Source organism: Kocuria sp. CNJ-770 (assembly GCF_001942375.1).
Lineage (GTDB): Bacteria > Actinomycetota > Actinomycetes > Actinomycetales > Micrococcaceae > Kocuria > Kocuria oceani.
Window position 1 is genome coordinate 1 of sequence record NZ_MKJW01000106.1, and the last position, 14,451, is coordinate 14,451.

The 14,451-nt window shown below is 66.2% G+C and carries 15 protein-coding genes and 2 pseudogenes; 7 read left to right on the forward strand and 10 right to left on the reverse strand.

Annotated features, from left to right (window positions below):
• Positions 1 to 193: 193 nt before the first annotated feature.
• Positions 194 to 430 (reverse strand): transposase, encoded by a 237-nt coding sequence (locus tag BJF77_RS19555; protein WP_083665129.1) that lies wholly within the window; start codon positions 428 to 430, stop codon positions 194 to 196.
• Positions 427 to 735, reverse strand: a complete 309-nt coding sequence (locus tag BJF77_RS21065; RefSeq protein ID WP_075872330.1) for a transposase — start codon at positions 733 to 735, stop codon at positions 427 to 429. The genes BJF77_RS19555 and BJF77_RS21065 overlap by 4 nt, the downstream gene beginning before the upstream one ends.
• Before the next feature lie 184 nt (positions 736 to 919).
• Here BJF77_RS21065 and BJF77_RS22730 point away from each other — a divergent pair, with 184 nt between their 5' ends.
• The 4 genes and pseudogenes from BJF77_RS22730 to BJF77_RS22745 form a co-directional block, all read left to right on the forward strand.
• A complete protein-coding gene (locus BJF77_RS22730; protein ID WP_369821406.1) occupies positions 920 to 1,057 on the forward strand; it encodes a hypothetical protein in 138 nt (45 codons plus the stop codon).
• Positions 1,058 to 1,352: 295 nt separating this feature from the next.
• Positions 1,353 to 1,748: an IS5/IS1182 family transposase gene (locus tag BJF77_RS22735; RefSeq protein ID WP_075872351.1), complete on the forward strand. Its 396-nt coding sequence runs from the start codon at positions 1,353 to 1,355 to the stop codon at positions 1,746 to 1,748.
• Positions 1,714 to 2,091 carry a transposase gene (locus tag BJF77_RS22740; RefSeq protein ID WP_369821407.1) on the forward strand — a complete coding sequence of 126 codons (378 nt, stop codon included), beginning with the start codon at positions 1,714 to 1,716 and terminating at the stop codon, positions 2,089 to 2,091. Before BJF77_RS22735 ends, BJF77_RS22740 begins: the two co-directional genes overlap by 35 nt.
• 10 nt (positions 2,092 to 2,101) lie before the next feature.
• Positions 2,102 to 2,248, forward strand: a pseudogene (locus BJF77_RS22745) (IS5/IS1182 family transposase); the annotation flags it as partial.
• A 91-nt stretch (positions 2,249 to 2,339) separates the two neighbouring features.
• Here the strand turns inward: BJF77_RS22745 and BJF77_RS22750 are convergent.
• The 6 genes and pseudogenes from BJF77_RS22750 to BJF77_RS21875 all read right to left on the reverse strand — a co-directional run bounded on the left by BJF77_RS22750 (position 2,340) and on the right by BJF77_RS21875 (position 7,933).
• Complete coding sequence (locus BJF77_RS22750; RefSeq protein ID WP_075872332.1) at positions 2,340 to 2,804, reverse strand: glycosyltransferase; 465 nt, start codon at positions 2,802 to 2,804, stop codon at positions 2,340 to 2,342.
• Between the two features lie 139 nt (positions 2,805 to 2,943).
• Positions 2,944 to 3,357, reverse strand: a pseudogene (locus BJF77_RS22755) (glycosyltransferase); the annotation flags it as partial.
• Positions 3,358 to 3,402: 45 nt separating this feature from the next.
• Positions 3,403 to 4,584, reverse strand: coding sequence for an oligosaccharide flippase family protein (locus BJF77_RS12240; RefSeq protein ID WP_075872333.1), 1,182 nt, complete (start codon positions 4,582 to 4,584; stop codon positions 3,403 to 3,405).
• Entirely contained in the window at positions 4,578 to 5,663 is a 1,086-nt protein-coding gene (locus tag BJF77_RS20120) for a glycosyltransferase family 4 protein (RefSeq protein ID WP_139318559.1), read from the reverse strand. Before BJF77_RS20120 ends, BJF77_RS12240 begins: the two co-directional genes overlap by 7 nt.
• Positions 5,664 to 5,902: 239 nt before the next feature.
• Positions 5,903 to 7,429, reverse strand: a complete 1,527-nt coding sequence (locus BJF77_RS12245) for a sugar transferase (RefSeq protein ID WP_255396251.1) — start codon at positions 7,427 to 7,429, stop codon at positions 5,903 to 5,905.
• 297 nt (positions 7,430 to 7,726) lie between these two features.
• The gene (locus BJF77_RS21875; RefSeq protein ID WP_139318560.1) at positions 7,727 to 7,933 is read right to left on the reverse strand and encodes a hypothetical protein; all 207 of its coding nucleotides are present in this window, start codon (positions 7,931 to 7,933) and stop codon (positions 7,727 to 7,729) included.
• 573 nt (positions 7,934 to 8,506) lie between these two features.
• Between BJF77_RS21875 and BJF77_RS12255 the strand changes: the two genes are divergently transcribed.
• The gene (locus tag BJF77_RS12255) at positions 8,507 to 9,736 is read left to right on the forward strand and encodes an MFS transporter (protein ID WP_158041259.1); all 1,230 of its coding nucleotides are present in this window, start codon (positions 8,507 to 8,509) and stop codon (positions 9,734 to 9,736) included.
• Here BJF77_RS12255 and BJF77_RS12260 read toward each other — a convergent pair.
• A complete protein-coding gene (locus BJF77_RS12260; protein ID WP_075872335.1) occupies positions 9,733 to 10,149 on the reverse strand; it encodes a VOC family protein in 417 nt (138 codons plus the stop codon). The genes BJF77_RS12255 and BJF77_RS12260 overlap by 4 nt on opposite strands.
• 183 nt (positions 10,150 to 10,332) lie before the next feature.
• Here BJF77_RS12260 and BJF77_RS12265 point away from each other — a divergent pair, with 183 nt between their 5' ends.
• Positions 10,333 to 10,692, forward strand: a complete 360-nt coding sequence (locus BJF77_RS12265) for a hypothetical protein (RefSeq protein ID WP_047804339.1) — start codon at positions 10,333 to 10,335, stop codon at positions 10,690 to 10,692.
• An 86-nt stretch (positions 10,693 to 10,778) separates the two neighbouring features.
• Positions 10,779 to 12,485 (forward strand): cell wall metabolism sensor histidine kinase WalK, encoded by a 1,707-nt coding sequence (locus tag BJF77_RS12270; RefSeq protein ID WP_075872336.1) that lies wholly within the window; start codon positions 10,779 to 10,781, stop codon positions 12,483 to 12,485.
• Between the two features lie 33 nt (positions 12,486 to 12,518).
• On the opposite strand, the gene BJF77_RS12275 is transcribed toward BJF77_RS12270, so the two are convergent.
• Positions 12,519 to 13,994: a sugar transferase gene (locus tag BJF77_RS12275; protein WP_075872337.1), complete on the reverse strand. Its 1,476-nt coding sequence runs from the start codon at positions 13,992 to 13,994 to the stop codon at positions 12,519 to 12,521.
• Positions 13,995 to 14,451 lie beyond the last annotated feature (457 nt).

Consider the following 14,451-nt stretch of genomic DNA (forward strand, 5'->3'; position numbering starts at 1 on the left):
CACTCCCTCAGCATCACCGCCGAGGGGGTCAATTTTCGCTCGGCGCCCGAGGGTCAGTATTCAGACGGCATCGACACCTGCGGTGAAATCGCGCTCCACCAGGTCGTCGTGCACGGGTGGCCCGGGCAACTTGGACGTTCTTGCCGCGCTTCTTCCCGAAGGCGGACCACCAGCCGTTGTCCCGGCAGATCTGTCATGCGCTGCGCTCATACATCGCCTCGCCGGCCCCCTCGGCCTCGTCGACCAGAAAGCGGTAGCCGAACTCCGGGTCATCCCGATGGGCGTCGAACAGGGCGTTCGCTCGGTACGCCTCGGCCAGCTCGGCAGCGGTGGCCGGGTCCGCCAGCCACCGGCAGTAGGGCTGGTGGGAGAGCTTGAGCACCCGGCACGCCACCGCGACGGCGATCCCGTCGGCGGCAAGCTCATTCACGAGCCGGTTGTGCCTTTTCCCGGCAGGTTCGCCTGCGAGAGGTAGGCCGCCGCTCGACGCAGGACCTCGTTCTCCTGCTCGAGCAGGCGGATCCGTTTCTTCAGCTCACGGTTCTCCGCGGAGTCGGCTCTCGTCACGCCGGGCTTCTCACCGTCCTCGACGTCGGCCTGGCGCACCCACTTCGACAAGGTCATCTCGTGGATGCCGAAGTCCTTGGCGATCTGGGCCAGGGTCACGCCGTCTTCGCGGCTGCGGGCCACGCGGACGACGTCGTCACGGAACTCTTGAGGGTAGGGAGCGGGCACAGCAACATCCTTCCAGGCCGCCCTGCGGGCAAGCCAGATCGGGTGTCACCTATTCGTGCGGCAGTCCCGGTCACTGACAGCGCCGATTGGTGGAGCGACAAATCCACGCGGAGGACACCGGTCAGACCAGGTCGGTTGTAACCATGAGTCAGGTCCACCAACGGGCGTACCAGCAGTCTCACAGTTGTACCAGTCCACCCACGCCATGGCCGTGTACTCGACGTCGCTCATGGTCTTCAGCACTCCCTTCACGAACCGGCCTGGGCGGATGCACTCGGTCTTGTACAAGCCGATGATCGACTCCATCAAGCAGTTGTCGTAGGCGTCCCCGACAGTACCGACCGAGGGCGCCTTGCCCTCATGCGCCAGGTACTCCGTAAAGCGTAGCGAGGTGTACTGCGACCCGGCGTCGTGCTGATCGATCAGCCCTTCCAACCAAAGCAACCTCTGACTGGTACGGTCCGACCGAACCAGGCGCAGGTAGGTGAGCGCTAGATCCGGGGTGCGCGTGGCGGCCGCGTTTCAGGACACGCTCCGCTGGGCATAGGCGTCGATGATGAAGGCGACCTAAGGCATGTCTCACAAATGAGTTGGTGGCGTGCTGGAAGCATGAGGGCATGTCGGAGTTTCAGTTGATCTCGGGTGCTCAGTGGTCGTTGATCGAGGGAAGGCTGCTGGCCCCGATCGGACGGAAGGGCAGGCCGTTCTCAGACGCCAGGACGATGGAAGAGGGAATCATCTACCGGTATCGGTGCGGGATCGCCTGGCGTGATCTGCCCGAGGTGTTCGGCCCGTGGCAGACCACGTGGACTTGGCCCCACCGCATGGCCGCTGAGGAAACGTGGGACCAGGTGCTGGTCACGCTTACGGGCGCAGCTGAGGCGGCCGGGCGGATCGACTGGTCGCTGTCAGTGGACTCCACGATCGCCTGGGCCCATCAGCACGCGACGAACACTTACCGGCCCACAGGGGGCTGGATTGAACTACACGAATCTTCGGCTCGAGCCGCCTGACCACGCCACCGGCCGCTCCTGGGATGGGCTGTCGACGAAGATCCACCAGGTCGTCGACGGCAACGGGCTGCCGCGGGTCACCCTGGTCACCGCCGGCCAGGCCGGGGACTCCCCCATGTTTCTAACACTGATAGGGCAGCTGCGGGTCGATCGTGAGGGCGGGCGCCCGCGCACCCGCCCCGAGGCAGTCGGCGGCGACAAGGCGTACTCCTCCCGCGCGATCCACAACCACTTGCGCTCTCGCGGCATCAAGGCCGTAATCCGAAGAGCCCGACGATCAGAAGGGCCACCGCAAACGTCGCGGCTCACGCGGGGGCAGACCCGTCAGGCTCGACACCGCTGACTACCAGAATCGCAATCTCGTCGAACGCCGCTACTGCCACCTCAAGCAGTGGCGAGGCCACGCCACGCGTTACGACAAACACGCGCTCATCTACCGCGCCGCCGTGTTCCTTCACGCGGTCATTGCGTGGATCCGTCAATTGTCAGACGTGCCCTAGGCAGAATCCACCCCACGGCAGACCGGTGCGCAACTTCCACGGGGATGCCGATCAGCCCCTGCCGTTGGCTCCGCCACGCACTTCACGCGCACTAATTCTCATTCACGCGTCCGCATGAAGTTATAGTCTGAAAAAAACTTATGTAACTACTGGCAGTGTTCTCGATGCCGTAGTTGTCTGCGACCAGCTGTCTACGTCTTACCCCGTCGGCAACATGTGATGTGAAACCTGCTAACACCCGTTCAAGGGCTTCAACCGCCGAGTCGGCCTCGCCCGCGACGAAAGTTTCAGCCACTAAGTCCGAGCCCATTGCATCCGCCACAGATTGACTGGCCACCACTGGTAGGCCCGCCATGACGGCTTCCAGTATGGACATACTAAACGCCTCCCTGTCTGACGGATGAAAATATATGTCATAATTAGCTAGATACTGTGCCGAACCCTCCTTGGCCCCAATAAAAACGTCCGAGCGAACTTGTTGAGTTGTGGTTCTCAACAAGTGACGTAATGTCGTGTCGGCTGTCAGTCGGCCCCATCCAGTAAAAATGCACACCATTCTCGGTGGATTCAAAATGGCTAACGACGCGCGTCCAAAGCCATGGATTCTTGACGGAGGTCACTCGCGCCATCGTAACTATACGGGGCGTGGACAGGTTTGCTCGAAAGTTGAACCCCGGGTCCGAAACCCCGTTTTCGATGACAGTAATAGGGGGATGCTTTGGAAACCTACTTGCGTATCGATCCTTGGCCGTTTCACTTACTGCCACAATGGAATCATTTCGTAACGCACGGAAAGCGACCTCTAGATAACGGAGGGGCTTGGCGCTGTAATCGTCCGCTGAGCTATGCAGCACTGGTACGATGACCGCATTGCGAGGGAGCGCTAGTCGGCAGTATGCGTTTGGAAGTGCTGAGTGAGACAAGACTACGTCCGGCAGGAAGTCCCGGTAGGCGCGCCGTGTAGTCAGTATGCGCTGTAGTCGGGAATGCGTGTTTAAACCCTTAGGGTCAAGGTATGCAATTTGTGACTCAATGCCCTCGTTGCGCCATTTTTCGACCAATGAAGAGGCAAGTGTCTCAGCGCCGCCTATCTGAGGGCTTAGTAGCATATGTAGAATTCGCAAGTCTTCACCTCATGGCTCGTGCCAACGTAGTTATCTGGTTTCGTGACGGACTATAAGTATGATCAGGCATGTGAGCATCAAAAACTGGGATATAGCTAAGGAAACTGCGGCGCCTGTCTCGGCGTAAATATATCCCAAGATTGCGCATAATAATAGTTGCAAGGTGACAGACCCAGTAACAATAAAGGCAACCTGTTTTTGTAAGTGCATGGCCTGGCAAAAAACATAGAGTGGCTGATTGATCAGTGCGGGGATGGTGGCTATGGCGAGTATGGCGAGTATGGCCACGGAGTCTTGGTATTCAGGGCCAAGAAGTAGCGAGACGAGCACAGGCGAGCCGAGGGCCACAAGAAGGCATATAACGCCTCCTAGGCCGAGCATCCACCATGAGTGCCGCAATTGGCTGTAGGCCCTCCTTAGTGAGGAAGTGCGTGCTACTACAGGTAGTCCTGTTGTGGCGAACGCCGTGGCGAAGACCCCCATGGGTTGCGTCCAGCGATTGACGGCGCCATAAATACCGGTGGCCGCGGGCCCTGCTACCGCATGCAAGATCGTGGCATCTAAGGTTTGTGCAGCAAGGACGGCCCCACCAGCACCGTGTGAGGCAGCGTTCCGCCATGGCCACACAGGTTTCCTAATGTGCTTAAAAATCGCTCCAGGGGATGGCGCCAATCCATATGCCAAAAGACCCGCTGTGAGCGATCCCGTAGCCAATGATACGACGAGATTTACGTGTGCCGGAACGTTGAAAAGTAGAAGGGCGAGGAAAATTACTGCGGCAAAAATCCTTTCCATGGCCATCGTGATTGATAGACGTGTCCCAGAAGCGGAAAGTTTAAGAGGTCCGAGTGAAGCTTGAAATGCGACTGTAGTGAAGGCCAGTATGCCAGTGGCATAAAAGGAGGTGTCTGGGGCCAACCATAGAGCCACCACGACGATAACTAGACTAAGCACTAACGCAATAAAGATCTTCGAGGCAATTTTTGTATAAAGTTCCTTAAGTGGCGCACGCCCGCTGGCCACTTCGCGTATCCACAGATTATTAGTGCCGAAGTCGATAAACCCGGCAATGAATGTTCCCGCCGCGACGGCTGCGACAACATTACCCAAGAGCGCGGGGCCAGACATTCGTGCTACCACGATGTACAGGACTGCAACTGTTACCTGTGCCAGGGCCGTGCATCCGGCGATGAGTAGAGATTTTTTCAGCAAGCGTGAGGCCTTTGCGATACCCCCAGTAAGAGTCGATTGGCGAACACAGATTCAGTGCGCAATTTACGCGGCCGGACAACTTCTGCGTCCAGTCCAGCTTCGATGGACCGAGTTAGCGCCTCTGCTTCGAGGGGGGACCAGCGGGCGGCTTCCAGTTTTTGGCAGTCCAAGCGGAGAGAGTGGGCTCCCGCTGCGACCACATATGTGCCAGCTTCCACCGCTTTTCCCAGGATGCCGCTCGGACCCTCGTTGGAGTGGGCGAGAACCACGCAGTGAAGTAAATCAAGCACGGCGTCGAGCTGGCCATCGGTGAGCAACCTGTCCAGTACTAAGACAGGGGTGCCCTTTTGGCGTAGTTGAACGACCTTTGCGTCGACTGCCGCCTTGATCGAAGAATCCACCTTGCCCGCCAAAATGATGCCTAGTCGGGGATTCTGTATGCGCCCGGCTGACTCCAGAACCAATTCGATATTTTTTCGAGGCGTGAGCGACCCAACCACGCCGACCCATCGTATGGGTGAGGAGTCCACTTCTAAGGGAAGGATGGAACGCAGGGAGGGCTGATCCGGGGCGAAAGAGATTGGGTCAGGTACGCCCCCGTAGTCGGCGCTCGAATCCCAGAGAGAGCTCTTGAGCTCAAAGACGTTCACGTTGTGGCGGGCGTTTGCGATAATTATGAGCGCTCGCTTGATCAGCGTGCCGAGAAAGCGGAAGGCAGGTCTTCTACTTTGTCCAGTGGGTCGCATAACGAGCACAGAGAGTGCGCCTGGGCCGCTCCATCCACGGCGCCATAGCTGATTCCAGACTGAGGCGTCCCCGTCGGGGTCCACCATCAAATCTGTTTCAAGCGCACGGGCATGATGGGCGAGGTCCTCTGCGGCCGAGGGGTCAAGGATATACTCTCGGAAACGGTGTGCCAAGGGTGTCAAATGCACTGTGTAGTTCGGGCTTTGAAGCGCCTTTGAAGTCGTCAGCAAAATGACCTCATTGCCTTCGGCGGGAATGTGAGAGATAAGATACTGGACGTATTTGAATCTATGACCTTGTGCATTAGGTGAATAAATGCCAATTGTCGACATGAGAGTTCGGTGCTCTTTCGGTGGGGGAGGTCGTGGTCCAGCACCGTTCTGGTCGCATTAGAAGAACGATTCACTTGAAGTATAGGTCCCGGACCTGGGTGCGGAGATTGTGGATGACTGCGTCGGCGTGTGAGGGGGAACTGTCGGGCGGTGTCCCTTCTTGTACCCCAGTGCCGGCGATAATCGTGGACCCGGCGATTAGTGCGTTGGATGGTGCTGATGTTCTCGGGGCAGTGACCCTAATAGGCGCCGTCTTTCGCGAGGACGGCTTTGAAAGTGCGCGCCAGGATGAGTGCGTCCAGCAGTGGCGACCAGTTCTCCACGTAGTACAGGTCCAGGCGGACCGACTGTTCCACGTCCAGGTCGTTCCGACCGGAGACCTGCCACAGGCCGGTGATGCCGGGCTTTACGCGCAGGCGGCGGTGCATGTACTTGTCGTACTCATCGACCTCGGCCTGGATCTGGGGGCGGGGGCCCACCATGGACATGTCGCCCTTGAGGACGTTGATGAACTGGGGGAGCTCATCGAGGCTGAAACGGCGAAGCCAGTGCCCGGGCTTGGTGATTCGGGGGTCGTTCTTCACCTTGAAGAGCAAGGCCTTGCCGCCGGCCTCCTCGAGGAGCTTTGGCAGCATCTCGGCGGCGTCGGTGCGCATGGTGCGGAACTTCAGCACCTTGAAGCGCTTGCCGTCCACGCCGATGCGTTCGTGGGCGTAGAAGACCGGTCCGCCGTCGTGCTTCTTGATGATGAGGGCGAGCACGGCCAGCACGGGGGAGAGCAGCGTGAGGGCGGCGGCGGAGCCGAGGACATCCATGGTGCGCTTCACCAGGGCGGCGCCTCGGCTCATCCGCGGGGTGGCCACGTGGATCAAAGGAAGGCCGGCCACCTGCTGCATGTGGATGCGGGGGCCGGCGATGTCCGTGAGGCCGGTGTCCATGACCAAGCGGATGCGCTCGTCCGTGAGCAGCCAGCTGAGCTCGCGGATCTCCCGCGTGCTGAGCGGCACGTTGGAGGACAGCACCACGGTCTGGATGCCGTGCTGGTGGCAGGCGTCGATGATGCCCTCCACCGTGGGGCGCTCACCCCGGGCGAGCGCGTTTGGGGGCAGCTTGACCCGCTGCAGCTCGGGCGGCAGGGGCTTGAGGGTAGACGGCGTGTACACGGCGGTGGTGTCGAAGCCGCTGGCCGGGGACTTCCGCAGGGACTGGACCAGCTCCGTCACGCTGGCGATGCGGCCGACCACGAGGGTGCGGGAGGCGGATTCCCCGCGGTGGCGTTCCTTGATCAGCCGGTCCCGCACGATGAAGCGTCCGAGGACGAGCAGGCCCACACCGGCGGGAAGGGCGATCAGGACGTAGCTGCGGGCGGTGGGGATGTCGAAGGCGAAGGAGACGATGGCCACCGCGCTGAAGAGCACGAGCGTGGAGTTGACCACCTGGCGAGTCTCCTCGAGCCCGTGGCCGATGAGCCGGACATCACGGGCCCCCCGCAGTTCGAGGTGGATCCACCACGTGATGGCGAGCGCGATGCCCACGGTCCAGTAAGGAACGGAGAAGTCACCGCCGAGGTGGAGGCCGGCGTTCTCCAGCTGGAAGCGGACCAGCTGGGTGCCGACCATGGCCACGAGCAGCGCCAGGGCGTCCGACCACCGCATGCGCAGGACGTAGTGGCGGCGCCAGTCACGGCCCGATGGGGTCCGACGGGCTGTCTCCAGCTGCGGGCGCTGGCTGACGTCCGCCTGGTTGATCTGGTTGACCTTGAGCATGGTGATGCTCCCTCCCCGAAAAAGCGCGCGACCACCTGGGGAAGTCGACTCCCGGCCCGGGGAGCGACGGTGGACCGCGCGCTGCATTGCACTTGTCCCCCAGTTTAGGGGCGCAAATGGATGAATAGGCCTCTATGACGAACCGTGTGTGCTTTTGCATCGACCCCTGACGGGAACTCGCGGAACGACGTCGTCCCTTGTCGTGACGGGGGTCACGTCGTCGGGCAGGGGGACGGCCCCCGACAGGGCGGGGGCCGTTCATCGTCCCCCAACGGGGGGACGTCATGTGTTTTCAGCTCAGGCGGCGCGGGCCGACCAGCGGTCCGCTGAGCGGCTCAGGTGCTCGGCCTTCAGGCGGCGCAGCACCGGCAGCAGAGATGCGGGGGTGTAGTCCGGCTTGGCGACCACGGGGGTGCCCTCGTGCCCGTGGGTGGCGAGGAGGGCCTCGAAGCCGGATTCGTGGCGCTCCAGCAGCACGTGGCTGAAGTAGTGCTCGTTGAACACCCGGGACAACTCCAGGGCGTAGGCCCAGGTGGGGGAGCCGGCCTCGGTGCAGGCCTGGGGGCAGTCCCAGTCGGCGGGGGTTCTACGGCCTCGAGCTGCGAGCGCAGCACGCGCTCCAAGGCCTCCGGGGTGAAGGCGACGGTGAGCTCGGCGACGTCGTCGACGATCTCGAACCGGGTGACGGTGAGGCCGGCGGGGGAGCCGGAGCGCAGGTAACGCTGGGCGTCGGTGAACAGGGGGGTGAGGGTCATCGGATTCTCGCTTGTCCGTCGAGGGGGATACGGAGCGGGTGGGTGTGTACGAGCGTATCCGGATGACTATGCATGTGGGAGGTGGTTTCTGTCCCCACATGGTCGCCTCGGGATCGGACAAAAGTCTATTGTCAGGGTCTGGTCCCTATGCGGGAAGTGATCCGGCATAGACGTTCGTCCAGGACCGGCCCGTCAGGGTTGGTCGGGACCACGGCCCGCGGGGGTCTGTGCCCAGTGGGACTATCCTGACCTCCTCGCAATCTCTTGGCGCGCTCGCGCGTCCCGCGCCACTCCTCTGCCGTGAAAGGCCTGCATGCCGTCCGTGTCCGCTGCCCCGTCGCGTCGTCGTCGACGTCTGCCCGCCTCTCTTGCCTTCTGGGTGCAGGCGTCGGTGCTGGTGGTGCTGATGGCCGCCTCCAGCGCGCCGAGTCCGCTGTACCCGCTGTACCAGGAACTGTGGGGCTTCCCGCCGGTGGTGATCACGGTGGTCTTCGCCGCCTACGTCCTCGCCCTGCTCACCGCCCTGCTCACGGTGGGCTCGCTGTCCGACCACCTGGGCCGCCGTCCGGTGGTGCTCGCCTGCCTGGGGCTGGAGATCGTCTCCATGCTGGTGTTCGCCCTGGCCGGCAGCGAGACCGCGCTCGTGGCGGCGCGCCTGGTGCAGGGCGTGGCCACGGGCGCCGCGATGGGGGCGCTGGGCACCTATCTCATCGAGCTGGAGCCGCCCGCCCGTCCGGGGCTGGGCACGGTGCTCAACGGGGCGGGGCCAACGCTCGGCCTGGCCGCCGGGGCGGTGGCCTCCAGCCTGATCGTCGCCGCGGCGCCCGGCGCGGTGCACTCGATCTACGTGGTGCTGCTGGCGGTGCTCGTGCTGCAGGTGGTGGCCACGGCGCTGGGCCCCGAGACCGTCGAGCGGACGCCCGGGGTCCTGGCCTCGCTGCGGCCGCGGGTCCAGTTCCCGCCGGCGGTGCGGCGCTCGGCCCTGTGGGTGCTGCCGGCCGCGGCGGCCACCTGGTCCCTGGGCGGACTGGTTCTGTCCCTGGGGCCCAGCGTGGTCCGTTCGATGACCGGGGAGGACTCCGTGGTCCTCACCGGCCTGCTCGTCGCGGCGCTGACCGGCACCGGCGGGCTGACCACGCTGCTGCTCGGGCCGGTGCGGGCCGGCCGCGTCCTGGTGTTCGGCATGAGCACCCTGGTGGTCGGCATGGCCGCCACCGTGGCCGGCCTGCTCACCGGGTCCGTGGGACTGTACTTCGCCGCGACCGTGGTGGCCGGGGTGGGCTTCGGCGCCGGCTTCCTCGGCGTGCTGCGCACGCTGCTGCCCCAGGCCGCCCCGCACCAGCGGGCGGGCCTGCTCTCGGCGATCTACGTGGTGAGCTACCTGGCCAACAGCATTCCCGCGGTCGCCGCCGGTGCGCTGGCCGGGCGGATCGGCCTGGTGCCCACCGCGGTCGGCTACGCCGGGATGGTCCTGCTCCTGGCGCTGTTCGTGCTCGCCGGTCAGGCGGTCCGGGCACGGCCGTCGGCGGGCCGGGGTGCGGCGGACTCCTAGGCCACGAAGAGGCAGAACGGGTGCCCGGCCGGATCGGCGAACACGTAGAGCGGTTCGTCGGGGTCGTCCGCGCGGTCGAGCAGTTGCTCGGCGCCCAGCTCCAGCGCGCGCTCCCGCTGGACTTCCAGCGACTCCCTGTCCGGGACGGTCAGGTCCAGGTGCAGCTGTTGGGCGACGCCGGAGGCATCGGGCCACGTCACCCGCGGCAGCGCCGGGACCGCCTGGAAGGCCAGCTTCCGCCCTCCGTGCGCGTCGGTGAGCACCAGCCACTCGAGCTCGTCGGCGGCGCCGTCCGCCGGCGGCTCGTCCCCGGGCCGGTAGCGCAGGCCCAGCAGCTGCCGGTAGAACTCGGCCAGGCCCCGGACGTCCGTGGCGTCCAGGACGGTGGTCTGCAGGTGCGGATGGTCGGCCATGAAGGGTCCTTTCCCGGTCCTTTCCCGTGGTGCTTCTGCCTCACCGTAGTCAGGGGCGGTGGACTGCGGAAGGCACGGGAAGCTGGCAGGTGGGGGGACACGCCCCTGTTACGCGGCTCACGGAGGCTGGGGGTGGGCGGCTGTTCCGCCGGTCCACGCTGCCTCCCGGAAGGACTCCTCACGATGACCGTGACCCTCAGCATCCTCACTGCCGAGACTCCCGCCGGGGCGGTGGAGTGGGCCCGGCTGTTCTCCTACCAGCTGCCGGCCGGCCACGACCCCGGCCTGCCGGTGGTGCTGGAGTCCCTGACCGCGGGCCGGCGCCAACCTGGGCATACCTACCGGTGGACGGACTACCGGGTCCCGGTGGAGCTGGTCCCGTCCTGCCTGCTGGACACCGAGCACGAGGCGGAGCTGCGCCACGGGCGGATCACGGGCTTCCACGGCGTGGACCTGCTGCCCGTGGTGGCCGAGTACGCCGTGGCCCGGGCCGAGCTGCGCGAGCCCGAGGAGCCCGGCGCGCCCCTGTCCCCGGCCGCCTGAGCGGTCGGCCGCCGGCCCGACGCGCTAGTGTTTGCAGGTGCCACTCAGCCCCCCGGGTGGCGCCCCGTCGTCGGAAGAGCCCTGCCGTGGACGCCCTCCTCGCTCCTCGTTCCCTGGTCCCCAAACAGTTCCACGAGCTGTCGCTGCGCGGCCGGGTGGTGGTCAGCCAAATGCCGCAGGCTGTCACCACGGCCCTGCTCCTGCTGGTCCTGGCCGTCGTCCGGGCACCCTGGCTGGCGGACCCGCTGGTGCTCTGGGGCGGAGCTCTCACCGCCGTGCTGACCCTGGCATGCGCCCTGGTGCCGTGGGACCGGCTGCCCGAACGGTCCTACCTGGCCATCCCGGTGCTGGACTTCGTGCCGATCGGGCTCCTGTTCGAGGGCCTGTTCCCCAACGTGCTCGGGGTGCCGTTCCTCGCCGCGATCCCGGTGCTGTGGCTGGTCGCCTCCGCGCAGCTGCCCCGGTCCGCCGCCGCGCTCGGGGCGCTGCTGACCACGGCCATGCTGTGGACGCCGGAGCTGCTGCGCCCCGGGCCGGTGGTCCTCTCGACCCTGACCGCTCCGCTGCTGATCCCGCTGATGATTCTGGCCATCGGCACCATGGCGCAGGTGCTGGTCAACAGCGCCGAGGCCAAGGACGCGCAGCTGCGCCGGCTGCTGGCCGCCGGCGACCGCCGGGAACGGCTGCTGAGCACCGTGCTGGACTCCGTGGAGGTCGGAGTGCTCGCCCTGGACGAGACCGGGCGGCCCCTGCTCACCAACAACAGGCGCCTCCACGACCACGCCCAGCAGCGGCTGGCGCCCACGGCGACCACCGCCCGCCTGGACCTGTACGACGGGGCCGGCGCCCCGCTGCCGCCCGCGGCCACCCCGATCGCCCGGGCGGTGGCCGGGGAGTCCTTCTCCGCGACCCTGGTCCGCGTCGGGAAGCCCCCGGGCCAGCAGGTGCTGTCCGTGACGGCCCGGGTCATGCGGGACGAGCACGGGCGGGCCGAAGGATCGGTGCTGTCCTTCAGCGACGTCACCGAGCTCGTGGACGCCCTGCAGGCCAAGGACGACTTCGTGGCCGGGATCTCCCACGAGCTGCGCACCCCGCTGACCTCCATCCGCGGCTACACCGAGCTGCTGGCCATGGACGAGCGGCTGCCGAGCTCCGCGCACAGCGGGCTGGAGGTGATCGAGCGCAACGCCGACCAGCTGCTGAGCCTGGTGGAGGACCTGCTCAGCGCGCACCGGGACGCCGCCGACCTGCACCGGGTCCCGGTGGACCTGGTGGGGCTGCTCGAGCAGTCCGTCGCCGCGGCCCAGCCGCACGCCGCCCGCACCGGGGTCAGCGTGAAGAGCTGGGCTCCGGAGTCCCTGATGCTGGACTGCGACCCGGTGCGCATCGGCCAGGTGCTGGACAACCTGGTCTCCAACGCGGTGAAGTACTCTCCGCCGGACAGCGCCGTGTTCGTGGTCGGCACCCACACGGCCGACAGGGCCCAGGTGCAGGTGATCGACCACGGTCACGGGATGTCCCCCGAGGACGTGGGGAAGGTGTTCGAGAAGTTCTACCGCAGCCGCACCGCCCGGATGAGCACCACCCCGGGGCTGGGCGTGGGGCTGGCCCTGTGCAAGGCCATCGTGGAGCAGCACGGCGGGACCCTGACCTGCCACAGCTCCCTGGGGGAGGGCACCATCTTCACCCTGACCCTGCCGCTAACGCCTGCGCCTGCTGTGTCCTCGGACGTCGGCCCCGCCCGACCCGGCGCCGATCGCAGCACCGACCCCGGCGTGGTGTCCAGAGCCTGACAACGGGCACGGCCCCGGCCTTGAGCCGTTCCGTCAGTGCGCCCCCTCCTTGGCGACCACGGTCTTGACCGTGCGCAGCAGGATCACGAAGTCCTGGACCGGGGACCAGTTCTCCACGTAGTAGAGGTCCAGGCGCACGGCCTGCTCCCACTCCAGGTCGTCGCGCCCGGAGACCTGCCAGAGTCCGGTGATCCCGGGCTTGACCCGCAGCCGGCGGTGCACGTAGTCCTCGTACTGGGCGACCTCGCTCGGCAGCGGCGGGCGCGGTCCCACCAGGGACATCTCCCCGCGCAGCACGTTGAGGAACTGGGGCAGCTCGTCCAGGCTGTACTGGCGCATCCACCGCCCCGGTCCGGTCACGCGGGGGTCGTTCTCCATGAAGAACAGCACCCCGCCCTTGGCGTCGTTGGCGGCCATCAGCTCGGCCTTGCGCTCCTCGGCGTCCGGGTACATGGAGCGGAACTTCAGCATCCTGAACGTGGTGCCGTCCCGGCCGGTGCGCTCCTGGGCGAAGAGCACGGGCCCGCCGTCGTGCGCCTTGACGATCAGCGCCAGCACGAGCAGCACGGGGGAGAGCAGCACCAGCGCGGCGGCCGCCCCCACCACGTCCACCAGGCGCTTGAGCATCCGCCGGGACCGGCTCAGCCGCGGGGTGGAGACGTGGATCAGCGGCAGCCCCGCCAGCTGCTGGGTGTGGATCCGCGGCCCGGCGACGTCCGTGAGCCCGGTGTCCAGGACCAGGCGGATGTGCGCGTCGGCCAGGTGCCAGGACAGGTGCCGCACCTCCTCCGAGCTCAGCGGCGCGGACGCGGCCATCACCAGGGTCTCGATCCGGTGCTCCCGGCACGCGGCCACGATCCCCTCCACGGAGGGGCGCTCGCCGGCGGGCAGCATGTTCTGCGGCATCCGCACCCGGGCCAGGTGCCGGGGGAGGGCCGTGCCCGACGACGGGGCGTAGACCGCCACCGGGTCCAGGCCCGCGGCCGGGTGCTCCTGCAGCGTCTTGAGCATCTCCACGACCCCGGGTACGCGCCCCACCACGAGGGTGCGGGCCATGGCCTGTCCGATCAGCCGCCGGCGGGTCAGCCCGTGCCGCACCAGGCCGCGTCCGGCCAGCAGCAGCAGGATGCCCAGCGGCAGGGCGAGGACCACGTAGCTGCGGGCCATCGGCACGTTGAACACGTAGGAGAGGATCGCCATGGCGCCGAAGAGCACCAGGGTGGCGGTGACGACCTGCCGGTTCTCGTCGACCGAGTAGCCGATCAGCCGGACGTCGCGGGCGCCGCGCAGCCCGAGCCAGGCCCACCACGTGACCCCGAGCGCGGCGCCGACCAGCCAGTACGGCACGGTGAGCCCGGCGACCGGAAGGTCCGCGTGCTCGAAGCCGAAGCGCGCGAGCTGCGTCAGGACGAGCGTGGTGGCCAGGGCGGCCGCGTCCACGTGACGCAGGCTCCTGATGTGGGTGTCCCGCCAGGCGGCGGGTCGTACGGACATGTTCCTCTTGAGCATGCAACTCACTCCCCCCGAGTGTGTGGGGCCGGAACGCTCCCCTACGCCCCCCGGCGTGGTTCCGGCCCCCTGTCGATGAGTTTACAAGTGCACATCGATGAGAACACAGGGTGTCCGGGCGGTGACGGGTCGCCGGGGGAGTGTCCGCGGCTCGGTGCCCGCCGGCTGGGGGACAGGATCAGGCCGCCCGCACAGCAGGTCTGACGGCCGGGGTGGGCGGCGGCGTCGTCGCGCCGATAACGTCCTTTTCCCGTTCTGCCAGGCAGAATCCGCGACGGACAGGGCTCCTGCGGCCACCGTGCTACCCTTGTGCGGTTGCCAAGGCGAGGGGATCCTTCGAGGTCCCGTGATCGACGACGGCTGGTTGAACGTTCCCGTCCCCACTTGTGCGGTGACGTCCTGACGGACGTGCCGTGCGGCGTCCGAGACGCCGGGGAGGGTCTGCGGCCGGTATCGC